The sequence below is a fragment of the Streptomyces wuyuanensis genome, assembly GCF_900103455.1.
GTDB lineage: Bacteria > Actinomycetota > Actinomycetes > Streptomycetales > Streptomycetaceae > Streptomyces > Streptomyces wuyuanensis.
The window spans coordinates 161,912-177,826 of record NZ_FNHI01000001.1 but is presented as its reverse complement, the minus strand read 5'-3'; the positions used below and the strand labels follow the sequence as shown (position 1 = coordinate 177,826).

The window sequence follows — 15,915 nt, the reverse complement described above, 5'->3', positions numbered from 1 at the left end:
GTCTGAGCGTTCGCGGCCGACGAGCGCTCGGACGGGTGGGCTCGCCGAATCCGAGGCCGTCTCGGCCGGCGGTTTCCGAGGTGATCACCCTCGCCGCTACAGTTCCCCCATGATGACCGCACCTCACCGGAGGTTCCCGGCCCTCATCAGCCGAGCCGAAGCCGAGTTCGACGGACCGCTTGAGGGCGTGCCCCGCCAGAGCCCCGACGTCCCGAAGTTCGCGCTCGGGGCAGCTGCCTGGGCGGCGTACATCGGCGATGCACAGGCCGCACGTTGAGCGAGGAACCCGTCTTCATCCGGAGCAAGTGGGGTACCAGCAGGTACGTCTACAACCACCGCAACCCGGTTGGTCTCGCACTCATCATCCTCACGCCGCTCATCGCGCTCGGCGTGCTGTTCGGTATGCAGGCCGAGTCGACGTGGAGTGAGGGCGAGCTTCACGACGCCGTCCGCAAGGGCGTCCAGGACCTGGAAGGCAAACGGCACTACACGAGCCTGGAGAGCAACCACGGCGCCCTTGTCTCGGCGGCGATCAGGGAAAGCGGCATAGGGCCGGGACATGGCGTCGACACGCGTGAGACGGAGGACGGGGGCTACACCGTCAGCACCGAGGACACCGGAACGGAGTACTGCGTCCGCATCACGCTGACCTTGGAAGAGCAGCCCCCGGTGGTCTTTCCGGGGGCCCAGGACCGGCTGCCGCCCAGCCCCGGCATGCTCGCCTTCCACCTCTCCCACGCGACCTTCAGCAACGGCGCCTGCCACTGACTTGGTGATCTTTCAGCGTCGGAGCGTCGCCCGTAACGCCCGCACCGCATACAGTGCGCAAGCATAAAACCGAAGGTGGGCGCCCCTACTTCACCGTTGCAGGATCACCACGCACTCCTGCAGGTCAGAGCCGTTTCCAGGCTCTCCCACGTCGGTTGCGCGGCACCGGAGCGTCATATGGGCGTCACGGCCGATGCCGGGCTCTCCGTCTCGAAGTCATGTCGCCGGTTCACGGCGGGGGTGCGCCGGGCTCCCCTGCGACTGCCACCGTAGTGGTGTATCGCCTTGCGCGCTCAGCCGTGTCAGTCGTGGGCGACGACGGCGACAGGGGCGGCGGCATGGTGCAATACCGCGTGCGCCACGGGACCGATGTGGATGCCGAACGGTACACGACGCACGCGACGGCCGACGACGACGAGCGAGGCGTCGCGGGAGGCGTCGACAAGGTGGCCGGCGGGGCTACCCATGCGGGACATCTCGTCCACCCTGACGTCCGGGTACTTTTCCCGCCAGGGCAGGAGCACCTCGGTGAGGGCGCCTGCCTGTGCACGGGATATGTCCGCGCGGGGGTCGTACCCGCCGGCCATGCTGTACGCATAGGAGGGCGGCAGGTCCCAACTGTGGACGACGGTGAGGGTGGCCTTGCGGCGCCGTGCCTCCTCGAAGGCGAAGGAGAGCACCCGGTCGTCGGAGCTGCCGGTGTCCAGCCCCAGGACGACGGGCCGGAAGCCGGGGGCACCCGACGCGATGCCGACGGCGTCCTTGAGGTGCTCGTCGACGGCCTGCTCACCGGCCCGGACCAGGACCACGGGCACCTCGGCGTGGGCGGTCACGGACTGGCCGACGGACCCCACGAGGAAGCCGCCGATACCACTCAGCGCGCGGGAGCCGAGGACCAGCAACTCCGCCTCCAGTGCGGCGTCCAGGAAGACACCGGCCGGGGTTCCGTTGCGCTGTTCGGTGCTCACCTCGACGCCGGGGTGACGCTGCCGCAGGTCTTCGGCGACCTCGCGGAGGACGCGCTCGGTCCAGTGCTGGTGGGTCTCGGCCCCGAGGAGCGGCGCCTGCGCCATCGGCACCGGCTGCCACACCTGGACCAGGTTCACCGGCAGGTCGCGCAACTCCGCCTCACGGGCGGCCCATTCCGCGGCGGCACGGCTCTCGGTCGAGCCGTCGAGTCCCACAACAATCGTTCCGGGCACAGAGCCCACCTCCTGCGTTGTGTGATCTGCTTCGAGCTTCTCGGTCGGTGGCCGTCCGGGGCAGGGACCGCTGGTCCCGGGCGGGGACCGTTGGGCCCTCTTGGCGAACCGGCGCGGTGGGCCCGTCAGCGGGCCCACCGCGCAGGCGGCGTTCAGCGCAGCCATCTGTGGTCGCGGACGAAGGGGAGCCTGGCCCACGGCCGCCCCAGGCCCAGGGCGTCGCCGGCGGAGGCGGCGGCGAGGGCGATGAGCACCACCGCGTAGACGAGGTGGTAGTCGATGAACGGGTTCGTCGACATGCTCCGTGAGCCGTCGGACAGGTGCTGCGCGGGTGGCCACTCGGCCACCCACATCAGCGCCATCATCACGGTGCCCGCGAGGGCCGTCAGGCGCAGCGCCACCCCGGCGGTCAGGGCGAGGCCGATGCCGAGCAGACCGAGCATGAACAGCCAGTCCGCCCAGGCGGCGCCGGCCCAGGAGTGGAAGGCGGATTCCATCGGTCCGACGGCGACGTGACCGAGGAACCCCTCGGTGGGCGAGCCACCGTCGATCCAGCCCTTGCCGGACTGGGTGGCGTAGCCCAGTCCGAAGGTCTTGTCGAGGAAGGCCCACAGGAAGACGAATCCCATCAGCACGCGGACCGAGGAGAAGACGTAGGCCCGTGCGGTGTCCGTGTCGATGCGCGCAGGCGCTGCGGACTCCGGGGCGGAGGCGGCCTGGTTCCGGCGCTTGAACGGCAGGTGGTATCCGGCCTTCGGGTTCGGGTGCTGGTGCACGGCCATGGTGATGATCCCTTCGAGGACGTTCCGTTCGGTTCCTGACACCACCGACTCTCCCGGCCGGCGCCGGGCCGCGCCGGGCGCCAATGGTCCACGACCATGGGCTGAACAGCCCGTGGTGAGCGGGACGTTCGGACCTTCTGGGGGGGGGATACGTCGCCCGCGTGGACGAACACGACGTCTGGTTCACCAGCGCCGTCTCGGTACCACCTCAGGTCCCCGGATGCCGGCACCACGCGCGCAGTGTGCCTTGGCCTGCTCCCTCACCGGCCAACCGAGGCAGGGTTGCTTCCCCGCGCAGATGACGTTGACGTTTTCGGGTCGAGCAGGCGTGGCCGGCCCAGGACAGCAGGGCGTTGGCGTCAGGCGGCACCCGGACCCGTACGACTTCCGGCCCCGGCGGTCGGGTCCCCGTGATGACCGCATGGCCCAGGGCCGCCCACGATGGATCGCCGCGTGCGTCATCGGGTCCGCGGCGCAGGCCCGCTGGTTCGGTGACCGACGGCCAAGGAGTGACAGTGCCTCACAGTGCTCGGAGGCCGTGGGCGCGGAACTGGTCGCGCACGCGGTCGACCAGGGCACCGTCCGGTACGGGGTTGTCCCGGAGGGGGAAGGGGGTGCCGAGCGTGCCGTACTTGGGTGCGCCGAGTTTGTGGAAGGGGAGGACGTCGACCCGGTCGATGTTGTCCAACTTCGTCAGGAAGCCGGCCAGGCTGTCGATGGCCGCGGGCTCGTCGGTCCGGCCGGGGACAAGGACGTAGCGGATCCGAGCGGGGACGCCCAGTCGGTTCAAGCGGGTGGCGAAGTCGAGTGTCGGGGCCAGATGGCCGCCTGTCAGGCGGCGGTAGACGGCGGCGTCGAAGGACTTGATGTCGAGCAGGACCAGATCGGTGTCGGCAAGCAGCGCGTCGTCGGCCCGGGGGCCGAGCGCGCCGGAGGTGTCCAGGGCGGTGTGCAGGCCGAGTTCCTTGCACCGGTGCAGCACTTCGGCGGTGAAGGCGGACTGGAGCAGGGGCTCGCCCCCGGTGACTACTCCTCCGCCGGCCAGGTCGAGCACCGACTGGGTGTGCTCGGCGGTGCGGTAGGTGGAGTGCCGGCGCACCTTGGCCATGAAGGAGCGGACCAGGTCGACGGCGATGCCGTCGGCGCGGTCGTCGTCGTTGCCGTAGGCCGGGTAGTCGCCGTGGACCTGGTGGTCGACGGCGATGCCGGTGGCGCCCCGAACGACGTGCACGCGGGCGTGCCTGACGGCCGAGAGGCTGTCGGCGGCGACCGACAGGCCGCCGATGCCGCAGGCCATGGTGCGGTGGACCGGGTGGTCGTGCAGTGCCATCTCGATGCGCTCGTAGGCGTACTTGTCGTGCATGTAGTGGATGACGTTCAGGGCGCTGACGTACGTCGCGGCGAGCCAGCCCAGCATCCGGTCGTAGGCGGCCGCCAACTCGGCGATGTAGCCGGGGGCGTGGGAGGTGATGGTGGAGGGCGTCGCGGTGTCGACGTCGAGCACGCCCTTGCGGCGCTCCTCGGGGAAGAGGGCGGCGACGGCCTGCCACACGGCCAGGGTGCGGTCGGTGGGACCCGCCAGGAACGCGGCGTCACCCTCGTACGGCGTGTAGTTCGCCTGGATGAAAGCCCGCACGTCGACGCCTGCTGCCACTGCCCACCGGTAAAAGCGCGCCACGCGGAGTCGGTGGGTCGGGTGGCGGCGGAAGGCTGCACGGTCACGGTCATGTCGTCAACTCCAAGGGACGTCGGCCGGCGAGGCGGGCGAGGGCCCGGCCTCACCTTCGATGTTCGTCGCTCCCCTGCCACCGGCCCCGGGGCCTCACAGGGCGCGCGGCCGCTGACCGGGCTTGGCGTTCCGGGTGAACAGGGCCGGTGGTCCCAGTGGCACGAGGGGCCTTCCGCCCACCCTCACGGGCCATGCGGCGCCTTTCGTCGTCGCCGCTGAAAGAAGGCCGGGGGGTACCCGCGTGGGCGGCTCGGCTGCCCCACCTGCCCTGGGCAGATGCCGCACCGGCGGGCAGCGTCGGCGTGCCCGCTCGGCCGTCGGGCCCGTTCAGTCGTGCGGGACGACCGCGACCGGGGCCAGGCAGTGGTGCAGGACCGCGTGGGTGACGGCCCCGATGTGGGTGCCGATCCGCGCGCGCCGGACCCTGCGGCCGACGACGACGAGCCGGGCGTCGTGCGACAGCTCTATCAGGTCCTGTGCCGGCCGACCCTGGCGGCAGTCGCGCACCACCACTACGCCCGGGAACTTCTCGGTCCAGGGGGCCAGCGCCTCGTCGAGCGCCCGTCGTGCGTCTTCGGCGACCTCCGTCATGAGCAGCGGCAGTACGCCGCCCATGTCGGGTCCGTAGAGCGCGGGGACGGCCCAGCTGTGCACCACCCGCAGGCCGCAGCCGTATCGGTCGGCCGCGCCGAAGGCGAAGGCGAGCACCGCGTCACTGGAGGCGGACACGTCCAGACCGACCACCACATCCCCCGTACGATCCTGCTCGGGCTCCAGGGAATCGTGCGGGCGAACGAGCACGACAGGTCGCCGCGTGCGGGCGAGCACGGCCAAGGAGACCGACCCTGCGAGGAAGCCGGCCAGGCCGCCCAGACCGCGGGAGCCGAGCACCAGCAATTCCGCTTCGTCGGCAGCGGCGCACAGCACCTCCACCGGGTCGCCGGCCACCCACTTCGTCTCGACGTCCAGGCCCGGGTGGCGGCGCCGCAGCCGCCTTTCGGCGGTGGCGAGCGTGCGCTCGCCCCATCCGCGTGCCGTCTCCGCATCGACCAGACGAGTGCGCGGGTCCGCGTCACTGCTCCATGCCCGGAGCAGCCGCAGCGGCACCGCGCGGCGCAGTGCCTCCTGGGCGGCCCACTGTGTGGCGGTGAGGCTCTCCTGGGATCCGTCGAGGCCGACGGTGACGGTGCGGGACATGGGGACTCCGTAAGTCTGGCGTCCGGCAGGGCCGGATGCGGCGTACGTGGGCGACCTGCACGGGCCCTCAAGGGAGTTGGCCGTCCGGCACTCCGGGGCGCCCTGCGGGGAGGGCCTGCCCCTCCACAGTGGTCGGCCCGGGTGGTTCGCGCAGGGGGCCGGAGGTCCCTGTCGTGGGCCAGTGGACCTCGCGGCCGCGCATCACCGGCTGGACGGCCCTGCCGCCGTGACCGAACGGCCGGGAGACAGGGCCGTTGGGCCCTCCGCGGAACGCCGCCGCCTCACGGATGCTGAGGACAGGAAGGGCGGCCGCAACGGCGTGCCCGTCGAACCGTATGGAGGCACCCTCATGACCAGCGCCATCACCGTAGGAGTGGACGGTTCCGCGGAGAGCCTGGCAGCGGCCGGCTGGGCGGCACGCGAAGCCGAACTGCGCGGGATGCCGCTGCGTATCGTGCACGCCTGGCTCTGGCAGCCGCTGGACGTCCCGGTCGTCCAGGACAGGGAGACGCAGGCCGAGTCCGCCCACACGGTGCTCCGCGAAGCCGAGACACACGTCGCCGGCCGTCACCCGGCTCTCACGGTCACCGCCGAAGTGGTCCAGGACACCGCGGTCGCCGCTCTGCTGAGGGAGGCCGAAGCGTCCGAGATGCTGGTGCTGGGTTCGCGGGGGCACGGGGCGTTCGTCGGCTTCCTCCTCGGCTCCTACGGTCAGCAGGTGATCGCCGCCGCGAAACGGCCCGTCATCTCCGTGCGCGCCCGTGACGAGCAGAAGCACGTGCAGGGCGGCGAGATCGTCGTGGGCCAGCAGGGCACGCCGGAGGACAGCGACGCGGTGCTCGGTTTCGCCTTCGAGGAGGCGGCCGTACGCGGCGCGGCCGTGCGTGCGGTACGGGCCTGGGCCCTGCCGCCGATCTTCGCCTACAGCCCCGGCTCGATGCGCCTGGCGGACGAGGCGGGCGGGCTGGAGCCCTTCGAGAAGAAGGCGCTGGCGGAGGCCCTTGCCCCGTGGCGGGAGCGGTTCCCCGACGTCCCCGTGACCGAGCACGTCGAGATCGGCAGCGCGGGACAGGTACTGCTGTCGGCCGTGTCAAACGCGCAGCTTCTCGTGGTCGGCCGACGGACACGTCGCGCGCCCGTCGGTCCCCGCATCGGATCGGTCGCCCACGCCGCCTTGCACCATGCGCCCTGCCCCGTCGCTGTCGTTCCGCACGACTGACCATCTCCCGGTGGCGGGGGCTGAGCACATGGCCGGCCCCCGCCATGAAGACGACACCGCCGGGACCGCCAAGCGGCCGGATCGCAAGGCGTCCTGCCCACCCATGGGAACGCGATTCATTCCACCGGATTCCGCATGATGCTGACGGCTGCCAAGTTGGCTGGTCGACATCAGCGACTCGCTGACGTCAATCATGCGACGGCGCGGCAAGAGACTTCCGAACCCGCCTCGGAACGACATCCATGACGGGTGGCCGGACGTCGCCGGATGTGAAAACGCGTAAGGGTTCGGCGGCCGCGCCCGTCGTGCTCTTCGTAGGCCGGGGATGCCGACAGCGGTCCCCTGCTCGGCTCCGGCGCGGCACAGAGCAGGGGCCGTCTCGTCGGTACGCATCCGCGTACGGGACCGGCGTTCAGCCTCGCGGGCGGCCTTCCCGCCCTGCCGAACCACCCGGGGCCTTCTGGGCAGCCAGTGCCTGGGCAGCGATGACGGCGGCCTGCACCCGGCGTTCGACACCCAACTTGGCGAGCAGCCGCGAGATGTTGTTCTTGACGGTCTTCTCCGCCAGGTACAGGCGCTTGCCGATCTCCCGGTTCGTCAGCCCTTCTCCCACCAGAGCCAGGATCTCCCGCTCCCGCTCGGTCAATCCGGGCAGCTCCTGGCGCTGCTCCTCCTGGGGTGATCCGCCACGCAGCCGGGCCATCACCCGTGCCGTGGCGCCGGGGTCGAGCATGGACTGGCCCGAGGCGACCGTGCGTACGGCGGTGACCAGGTCCGTGCCGGTGATCTGCTTGAGGACGTAACCGGATGCGCCGGCCATGATCGCGTCGAGCAGCGCCTCCTCGTCGTCGAACGAGGTCAGCATCAGACAGGCCAGGTCGGGCATGCGCGAGCGCAGTTCCCGGCACACGCTCACGCCGTCCCCGTCCGGCAGACGCACGTCGAGGACAGCGACCTGCGGGCGCAGTGCAGGCACCCGCACCAGTGCCTGCTCGGCCGTACCGGCCTCTCCGACCACGGTCAGGTCGGGCTCGGCGTCCAGCAGATCGTGCACACCGCGACGCACCACCTCATGGTCGTCGAGAAGGAAGACCCTGACCGGTTCCTTCTCGGTGAGCCCGCCGCTGCTGTCTGTCATCGCACACTCCGTGTTCGCCGAATTCTCCGCCCCGAGGGGCTCCTTGGGCATCGTGTCGCGCGAGCGGGACCATCGCCCAGGGCCGGATGGCCCTCATACCCCGGCCCAGGCCCGGCAATTGCCGGTACCCGATGCCGCAAAGCCCCGTGCACCTCCTGTGGACGACGATCACGAGCCGGTTGAACGGCACCCGTCGGCGCCCCCGTTGTTCGGCCCTTCGTTCCCGCTGCAACGACGAGGCCTGCGGCGATGGCGGACCGGCACGGCTGAAAGGTCCGTTCGGCCCTACTGAGGCAGCGTGTAACGGGAGACGCTGGCCGGAGGCAGCGAAGTCGTCCAGGGCCGAGCTGGAGCAGAAAGTGGGCACGATGAAGGACGAAGCCACGCACACCGCGGTGGGCGACCACCGTGAGGCGGTGGCGCCCCGGCGGACGGAACAGCTCGGCCGTGTCGAGGGCCTGCGGCTGCTCGGCAGCATCTCGCTCGGGCGCATCGTCTTCACGCATCAGGCCCTGCCGGCCGTCCGCCCGGTGAACCACCTCATGGACGGCGAGGACATCATCGTCCAGCTGCACGACGGCGCCACGCTCGCCTCCATCGTGACGCCGGCTCAGGCCACAGGTGTCGTGGTGGCCTACGAGGCTGACGTCATCGACCTCGAGACGCACATCGGCTGGAGCGTGGTGGTCACCGGATACGCCCACCGGGTCACCGACGAGAGGGAACTCGCACGCTTCGCCGCCCGTCTGCGCCCGTGGGTTCAACACCCCGCCATGAATGCCGCGTTGCGCATCAGGCCGGACCTGGTGACGGGCTTGCAGGTCACCGCGTAGGGGCCTGCCGGTCGCACCGGATGACGACCGAGCCCTGCGACGGCAAATGCCGCTGTCACCGCGACTGCGCGCACCTGTTCCACGGCGGCCCTCAGAACGTCGGGTGGGGCGGCAGACGCGCCACCGTCCCCGGCCTGCACCGGAAGGATCGGACGTGCGCTTGCCGGGAAGCCGGCGATCAATCGCCACGGCCGGAGGCGAGAGGCGCGCGCCACACCAGCCGGCTGCCGCCCTCGTCCGGGCGCCCGATCTCCACGGAACCGCCCACTCTGCGGGCCCGCTCTTCCAGGTTGTTCAGGCCGCTGCGCCGGCCGTCGGTGGGAATGCCTGTGCCGTTGTCCGTCACGGTGAGGACGACTTCGTCGGAGGTGGCTTGCAGGGCGATCTCCACCCGGGTGGCGTGTGCGTGGCGGGCGGCGTTGCTGAGCATTTCGGTCAGGGCTGCCGTTACGTGATCGGCCACCTGCGGCGGTACGTCCGTGTCCAGCAGGCCCTCCATGCTCAGGCGGGGCGGGAACCCGAGCGCGGTCGCCGTCTCGCCCACGGTGCGGGCTATGCGTGCCCGCAGGCTCGGTCCCGTGTCCTCCTCGCGGGCGCGCAGGCCGAAGATGGTGGAACGGATGATCTTGATGGTCTCGTCGAGGTCTCCGACGGCGCGCGAGACCCGTTCGGCGGCGCCCTCGTGCTGCACGAGACGTGCGGCGCTCTGCAACGTCATGCCGGTCGCGAACAGGCGCTGGATGGCGAGGTCGTGCAGGTCCCGGGCGATGCGGTCGCGGTCCTCCAGGATCGCGAGCTGCTCGGCGTCGCTGCGGCGTTCGGCCAGTTCGAGGGCGAGCGCGGCCTGTCCGGCGAAGGCCAGCAGCGGCTCCAGTTCGGCTTCGGTGAAGACCGGCTCTCCTTGGTGGCGGGCCAGCAGCAGCACTCCCCGGGTGTCCTTGGCGGCTGTGCCCAGGGGGACGGCGACCGCCGGGCCCAGGCCGTCGAAGTGGCCGGGCCCGGCGCTGTACCGGTCGTCCTCGGCGAGGCCGGCGGTGGTCACGGGTGCACCGGCCTGGTAGACGGCGCCGGAAAGGGTGCCTTCGACCGGTACCACCAGGCCGCGGCGGGTGTCGTCGTCGGCACCGATGGCCAGCTCGACGACGAGGTCGTCCGTCCCGGCCACGGGCACGGACACGTCGGCGAGCGTTGACTCCGTGATCTCCCGGGCTCGGCGGGCGATCAGCTCCAGGACCTCCAGGCGCGGGCTGCCCGAGAGCAGGCTATTGGTGATCTCCGCGTTCGCCTGCAGCCAGCGGTGCTGGCGCTGCGAGGCTTCGTAGAGCCGGGCGTTGTCGATGGCGACCCCGGCGGCGACGGACAGCGTGGAGATCACCGACTCGTCCTCGGCGTCGAAGTCCATGCCCCCGTGCTTATCGGTCAGGTAGAGGTTGCCGAAGACCTCGTCGCGGACGCGGATGGGCACGCCGAGGAACGTCCGCATCGGCGGGTGGTCGGAGGGGAAGCCGTAGGACGCCTCATGGGCGCCGAGGTCGGTCAGGCGGAGCGGTTCGGGGTTGCGGATGAGCTCTCCGAGGATGCCGTGCCCGGCCGGCAGGGGCCCGATCCTGGCGATCTCCTCCTCTGTCAGGCCGACGGTGAGGAACTGCGACAGGCTCCGGCCGTCGGGGCCGATCACTCCGAGCGCCGCGTACTGGGCATCGACCAGCAGCGCGGCGGCTTCCACGATCCGCCGCAGCACCTGCGCAAGGTCCAGTTCGCGGCCCACCGAGACGACCGCCTCCAGCAGGCTGTGCACCCGGTCCCGGGTGCCGCGGGCGGCGTTGATACGCGCCTGCAGTTCCTCCAGCAGCTCATCGAGCCGCATCTGAGGCATCCGCGGCAGCGGCTCCTCCACAACCACCGGGCCTCCTCCGTCGATCACCCGCCCGTGCCGGGACAGCCTATCGGCCGTGCGGGTGGCCGGAGGGTCAGATCAAGGGCAGCGGCCGGGGCCCGGCGTAGTACGCGGCGCGCATGATGTCCTCCATGTCGTCGAGCATCGGCATGCGCGGGTTGGCCGGGGCGCACTGGTCCTCGTAGGCGTTCAGCGCCTGCTGAGGCAGGGCGCCGATGAATGCCGTCTCGTCGATGCCCAGGGCTCGGAAGGACGGCGCGATACCGACCGCGTCGCGCAAGCGCTCCACGGCGGCCGCGTAGGAGGCGACGCCTTCGGCGGGGGTGGAGGCGGCCAGGCCCAGTGCGCGGGCGACGTCCTGGAAGCGTTCGGGGGCCCGGTAGCTCTCGTACTTGGGCCAGCCCGTCAACTTGGCGGGAACGCGGCCGTTGTAGCGGATCACGTGCGGCAGGAGGATCGCGTTGGTCCGGCCGTGGGCGATGTGGAAGGTGGCGCCCAGCGTGTGGGACATGGCGTGGACGATGCCGAGGAAGGCGTTGCCGAAGGCCATGCCGGCGATGGTGCCCGCGTTGTGCATCTTCTCCCGGGCCAGGGTCCGCTGTGCGCCCTGACCGGTGACCGCGCCCTCGAGGTTTTCGAAGATCAGCTTGACGGCGTGCAGCGCCAGACCGTCGGTGAAGTCATTGGCGTAGACCGACACGTACGCCTCGGTGGCGTGGGTGAGGGCGTCGAAGCCGCTGTCGGCGGCGAGCGGGGAGGGCAGGTCGGCGGTCAGTACGGGGTCGACGATGGCCACGCTCGGCGTGAGGGCGTAGTCGGCGAGCGGGTACTTCATGCCGGTAGCCGGGTCGGAGATCACCGCGAAGGGTGTGACTTCCGCGCCGGTGCCCGAGGTGGTGGGCACGCATACCAAGCGGGCCCGCTCACCGATGACGGGGAAGCGGAAGGCGCGCTTGCGGATGTCGGAGAACTTCTGCCGCATGTCGGCGAAGTCGACGTCCGGCTGCTCGTACAGCAGCCACATCACCTTCGCCGCGTCCATGGGCGATCCGCCGCCCAGGGCGATGATGGTGTCCGGGCGGAAGTCGCGCATGAGGGCGGCGCCGCGCTGCACGGAGGCGATGCTGGGCTCCGGTTCGACATCGTCGATGATCTGTATGGTCACGGGGTGTTCCCGCTGTTGCAGGACGCGGCTGACGCGGTCGACGTAGCCGAGCCGGGTCATGGTGGCGTCGGTGACGACGGTGACGCGGTGCACCTCGGGCATCGAGGCGAGGTAGCGGATTGCCTGGGGCTCGAAGTAGATCTTTGGCGGCACCTTGAACCACTGCAGGTTGTTCTGCCGGGTGGTGACGCGCTTTATGTTGAGCAACTGGGCGGCGGAGACGTTGTCGTAGACCGACGTGCTGCCCCAGGAGCCGCAGCCCAGGGTGAGGGAGGGAAGCAGACGGTTGTAGATGCCGCCGATCGCGCCCTGTGAGGACGGCGAGTTGACGATGACCCGCACGGTCTTCATGCGGCGGCCGTAGCGCTCGGCGAGGGCCGGGTCCCCGGTGTGGATCACCGCGCTGTGCCCCTGGCCGTGGAAGGCGACCATATCGGCCGCGAGGTCGAAGCCCTCCTCGGTCGAGTCGGCCCGCAGGACGGTGAGGACCGGGCAGAGCTTCTCCCGGGTGAGCGGCTCGTCGGGCCCGACGCGGCTCGCTTCGGCCAGGATGAGCGACGTCTCGGCGGGGATCGCGAACCCTGCCCGCTCGGCGATCCAGTCGGGGCTCTGGCCCACGGCCGCCGGATTCACGCGGCCTTGCCGACCGGCCGGGTCCGGCGGGAAGAGGTAGGTCTCCAGCTTCCGCTTCTCCTCGGCCGTCGCGACGTAGGCGTGCAGGCGCCGGAACTCGGCCAGGGCCTCGTCGTAGATGCTGGTGTCGAGGATGACGGCCTGTTCGGAGGCGCAGATCATGCCGTTGTCGAAGGACTTGGACAGCACCAGGTCGTTGACCGCCCGGTGCAGATCGGCGCTGTGGTGCACGTAGGCGGGGACGTTGCCGGCGCCGACGCCGACGGCGGGCTTGCCGGCCGAGTAGGCGGCCTTGACCATGCTGTTGCCGCCGGTCGCGAGGATCAGAGCCACGCCCGGGTGGCGCATGAGCAGGCCGGTGGCCTCGATCGAGGGTGTCTCGATCCACTGCACGCAATGCTCGGGGGCGCCGGCGGCGACGGCCGCGTCCCGCACGATGCGGGCGGCCTCGGCGCTGCACGTTTGCGCGGCGGGGTGGAAGGCGAAGACGACCGGATTACGCGTCTTCAGCGCCAGCAGCGCCTTGAAGACGGTGGTGGACGTCGGATTGGTGACAGGGGTGATCGCGCAGAGCACGCCGACCGGTTCGGCGATCTCGATGATGCCCTCGATGTCGTCGCACGCGATGACGCCGACCGTCTTGGTCCGGGACATGCTGTGGGTGACGTGCTCGCAGGCGAACATGTTCTTCGCCGCCTTGTCCTCGAACACCCCGCGACCGGTCTCCTCCACCGCCAGGCGTGCCAGGGCGGTGTGCTGGTCCAAAGCGGCGACGGACGCCTTGGCGACGATGTGGTCGACCTGCTCCTGCGTGAGGGAATCGAAGTCGGCGAGCGCCTTGGAAGCGTTGTCGACGAGTCGGTTCACGGCGATCCGCGCGTCGGAGGGGACGCCCCCGTCGGAGGTGTCGCGGTGGTCACTGGTCACCTGAGTCATGGATGGCTCCCTGGATGCGGATGGATCGGCCGGTCATGGGGTGGCCGCTCGTCGTGTCAGCTACAGCCTTGCGCCGGAGATGCCCCTGTCCGAAGGTCCCGAAGGTCCCGAAGGTCCCGGGGAGGTGCCCGATGGTCTCCGTAGCTCTTGGTCAGGCGTTCTTGCGGTCCCACTCGTGGGCGACTCGGGCCCATTCCCTGCCCCACTGCGCAGTGAAGCGCCGTTCGCCATGCCGTCGCACGGGCTGGTATACGGCGAGCACCAGGAAACCGAGGCTCACCGTGACGGCGAGTGCGGCTACCGCGGCATCGAACCGCGCCGCGGCCGGCCCCAGCGGCGCGGAGGTCATCGCCCCGTCCTTGTCCGTCCACACCGGGACACGCCCTCCGCGCTCCGGGTGGCTTCCGAACGGCACCCGGCCCGTGTGCGTGGTGCCGTCGGGCGCGGTCCACCGGGCGGTGGCCCGGGTGCGTGTACTGCCCGTGGCCGCGGGGGCGGGATCCTCCACCAGCACCGCATCGGTGAGGTGGCGCTCGGTCCGCTGCTGAGCCCGCCCCTCCAGCACGGCCTCCCAAGCCACCGCGCCGCCCAGCGGCGCACCGATGAACCCGACCACGCCCAGGACCAAGAGGATCCAGCCCTCCACCGCGTGGTAACGATGACGCAGCGCATTACGGCGCCACCGCCACAGCCGCACCCTCCTGACGCGCACCGTGGCACCTTCCTCCTCCCGGCCAGCCGGGTGCCCGGTGTTCATCGGGCGCCGAGAAGGGCCGCGACGTGCTGGGTCAGGTCGACGAGACGGTTGGTGTAGCCCCACTCGTTGTCGTACCAGCCGAACACCTTGACCAGGTTCCCGTGCGCCTGTGTCAGCGGGGCGTCCACGATGCACGAGGCGGGGTCGCCGACGATGTCGCGCGAGACGATCGGGGCCCCGCTTACGCGCAGGATGCCCTTCAGGGGCCCATCGGCGGCCTCGCGGAACGCGTCGTTGATGTCCTGCCCGGTCACCGGCTGTTCGAGGACAAGGCTGAGGTCGGTCAGGGAGCCGTCCTCGACCGGCACGCGCACGGCGATGCCGTCCAGGGTGCCCGCCAGCTCGGGCAGAACCAGGCCTACGGCCCGGGCGGCGCCGGTGCTGGTCGGGATGATGTTGACGGCTGCCGTGCGGCCCCGGCGCAGGTCCTTGTGCGGGCCGTCGAGCACGACCTGGTCGTTGGTGTAGCCGTGGATGGTGGTCATCAGGCCCTTGACGATCCCGAAGCGCGCGTTGAGGACCTTCACCATCGGGGCCACGCAGTTGGTGGTGCAGGAGGCGTTGGAGATCACGTGGTCGAGCTGCGGGTCGTAGGTGTACTCGTTGACACCCATGACGATGGTGGCGTCCACGCCCCTGCCCGGCACCGACAGCAGGACCTTGCGCGCTCCCGCCTTCAGGTGCCTGCCGGCGTCCTCCGGGGTGCGGAAGCGGCCGGTGGCATCGATGACCACGTCCACCCCCAGGGCCCCCCAGCGCAGGTCGGCCGGGTCGCGCTCGGAGGTGATGGTGATGCGGTGCCCGTCCACCGTGATCGATGCGTCGTCGTGCTCGACGGTGCGGCCCAGCCGGCCGTAGGTGGAGTCGTAGGTGAGCAGATGCGCCAGCACCTGCGGCGAGGCGAGGTCGTTGACGGCCACCACCTCCACCGGGGTGCCGCTTGCCGCCTCCGCGCGTTCCATGACACAGCGCAGGTAGTTGCGCCCGATGCGCCCGAAGCCGTTGATTGCTATGCGTACGGTCATCTCCGCCGCCCTCCCGAGGGGTTCCGATGCAGGCACCAGCGTGCGGGCCCCCGCCTGCCCCGCGGCAGGGGTCGATCGGGGCTGTCCCAGTGCCATTGGGCCCTCATCTCCCGCACGCCGAGTGGCCCGACGGATCACGGGCCGAAGGGCCCGCGGTACAGGTCCTGACCGGTTCTGTTCGCCCTCCCCACCGCGGCCCAGGCTGGTGGCAACGACAGCAGGAGGAGCGGGCGATGAAGGAAGCAGTGATGAAGACGCCCTGGCGCTAACGGTGAACGAGGAGACCCTGGCGACGGCCCTGGCCGGTCTCCGGCGTGGCGGCAAGCTGGTCATGGTGGCTCTTCCCGGAGGGCATCGTCCGGGTGCCGGCTTTCTCGACCGTGCTCGGCGGGACGTCCGTCATCGGCTCGATCGTCGGCACCCGGCAAGACCTGGCCGAAGTGTGCCGGATGCACGCCGCCGGACGTACCGGCGTGGTCCACGAGACCCGGCCGCTGTCGTCCGTCGACGAGTGCAATCCGGGTCCTTCAGGGCCATGTCAGGCCCGCGTTGTCTTCGACTTGTAAGCGCCCAGCCTCCGCGAGGGGATGCAGCCACCTCGGCGCCCCCAAGACACATTCCCTTTGGGCTGGGG

General features: G+C 70.8%; 13 protein-coding genes and 1 pseudogene. 5 read left to right on the top strand and 9 right to left on the bottom strand.

Annotated elements, in window-relative coordinates; genetic code table 11:
- The first annotated feature begins 109 nt into the window (after positions 1-109).
- Both BLT82_RS37000 and BLT82_RS00720 read left to right on the top strand, forming a co-directional pair.
- On the top strand, positions 110-277 hold the full coding sequence (locus tag BLT82_RS37000) for a hypothetical protein (RefSeq protein ID WP_167745928.1): 168 nt from the start codon (positions 110-112) through the stop codon (positions 275-277).
- Positions 274-768 (top strand): hypothetical protein, encoded by a 495-nt coding sequence (locus tag BLT82_RS00720; protein WP_093651785.1) that lies wholly within the window; start codon positions 274-276, stop codon positions 766-768. Before BLT82_RS37000 ends, BLT82_RS00720 begins: the two co-directional genes overlap by 4 nt.
- A 302-nt stretch (positions 769-1,070) precedes the next feature.
- On the opposite strand, the gene BLT82_RS00715 is transcribed toward BLT82_RS00720, so the two are convergent.
- The 4 genes from BLT82_RS00715 to BLT82_RS00700 form a co-directional block, all read right to left on the bottom strand.
- Positions 1,071-1,970, bottom strand: coding sequence for a universal stress protein (locus BLT82_RS00715; RefSeq protein ID WP_093651784.1), 900 nt, complete (start codon positions 1,968-1,970; stop codon positions 1,071-1,073).
- 152 nt (positions 1,971-2,122) lie between these two features.
- Positions 2,123-2,752 (bottom strand): DoxX family membrane protein, encoded by a 630-nt coding sequence (locus tag BLT82_RS00710; protein ID WP_208867663.1) that lies wholly within the window; start codon positions 2,750-2,752, stop codon positions 2,123-2,125.
- A 520-nt stretch (positions 2,753-3,272) separates the two neighbouring features.
- Complete coding sequence (locus BLT82_RS38765) at positions 3,273-4,256, bottom strand: pyruvate formate lyase family protein (protein WP_404202741.1); 984 nt, start codon at positions 4,254-4,256, stop codon at positions 3,273-3,275.
- Positions 4,257-4,808: 552 nt separating this feature from the next.
- Positions 4,809-5,678, bottom strand: coding sequence for a universal stress protein (locus BLT82_RS00700; RefSeq protein WP_093651782.1), 870 nt, complete (start codon positions 5,676-5,678; stop codon positions 4,809-4,811).
- 349 nt (positions 5,679-6,027) lie between these two features.
- On the opposite strand from BLT82_RS00700, the gene BLT82_RS00695 reads away from it, so the two are divergent.
- Positions 6,028-6,897, top strand: a complete 870-nt coding sequence (locus tag BLT82_RS00695; protein ID WP_093652197.1) for a universal stress protein — start codon at positions 6,028-6,030, stop codon at positions 6,895-6,897.
- A gap of 412 nt (positions 6,898-7,309) precedes the next feature.
- Here BLT82_RS00695 and BLT82_RS00690 read toward each other — a convergent pair whose 3' ends face one another.
- On the bottom strand, positions 7,310-8,035 hold the full coding sequence (locus tag BLT82_RS00690; RefSeq protein ID WP_093651781.1) for a response regulator: 726 nt from the start codon (positions 8,033-8,035) through the stop codon (positions 7,310-7,312).
- A 368-nt stretch (positions 8,036-8,403) separates the two neighbouring features.
- Between BLT82_RS00690 and BLT82_RS00685 the strand changes: the two genes are divergently transcribed.
- On the top strand, positions 8,404-8,868 hold the full coding sequence (locus tag BLT82_RS00685) for a pyridoxamine 5'-phosphate oxidase family protein (protein WP_093652196.1): 465 nt from the start codon (positions 8,404-8,406) through the stop codon (positions 8,866-8,868).
- A gap of 178 nt (positions 8,869-9,046) precedes the next feature.
- Here BLT82_RS00685 and BLT82_RS00680 read toward each other — a convergent pair whose 3' ends face one another.
- The 4 genes from BLT82_RS00680 to gap all read right to left on the bottom strand — a co-directional run bounded on the left by BLT82_RS00680 (position 9,047) and on the right by gap (position 15,281).
- The gene (locus BLT82_RS00680; protein ID WP_404202738.1) at positions 9,047-10,744 is read right to left on the bottom strand and encodes a sensor histidine kinase; all 1,698 of its coding nucleotides are present in this window, start codon (positions 10,742-10,744) and stop codon (positions 9,047-9,049) included.
- A 94-nt stretch (positions 10,745-10,838) separates the two neighbouring features.
- Positions 10,839-13,499, bottom strand: a complete 2,661-nt coding sequence (adhE, locus tag BLT82_RS00675; protein ID WP_093651780.1) for a bifunctional acetaldehyde-CoA/alcohol dehydrogenase — start codon at positions 13,497-13,499, stop codon at positions 10,839-10,841.
- Between the two features lie 151 nt (positions 13,500-13,650).
- The gene (locus BLT82_RS00670; protein ID WP_143041461.1) at positions 13,651-14,211 is read right to left on the bottom strand and encodes an Rv1733c family protein; all 561 of its coding nucleotides are present in this window, start codon (positions 14,209-14,211) and stop codon (positions 13,651-13,653) included.
- A gap of 41 nt (positions 14,212-14,252) precedes the next feature.
- Entirely contained in the window at positions 14,253-15,281 is a 1,029-nt protein-coding gene (gap, locus tag BLT82_RS00665; RefSeq protein ID WP_093651778.1) for a type I glyceraldehyde-3-phosphate dehydrogenase, read from the bottom strand.
- A 256-nt stretch (positions 15,282-15,537) separates the two neighbouring features.
- Here gap and BLT82_RS37675 point away from each other — a divergent pair.
- Positions 15,538-15,847, top strand: a pseudogene (locus BLT82_RS37675) (zinc-binding dehydrogenase); the annotation flags it as partial.
- Positions 15,848-15,915 lie beyond the last annotated feature (68 nt).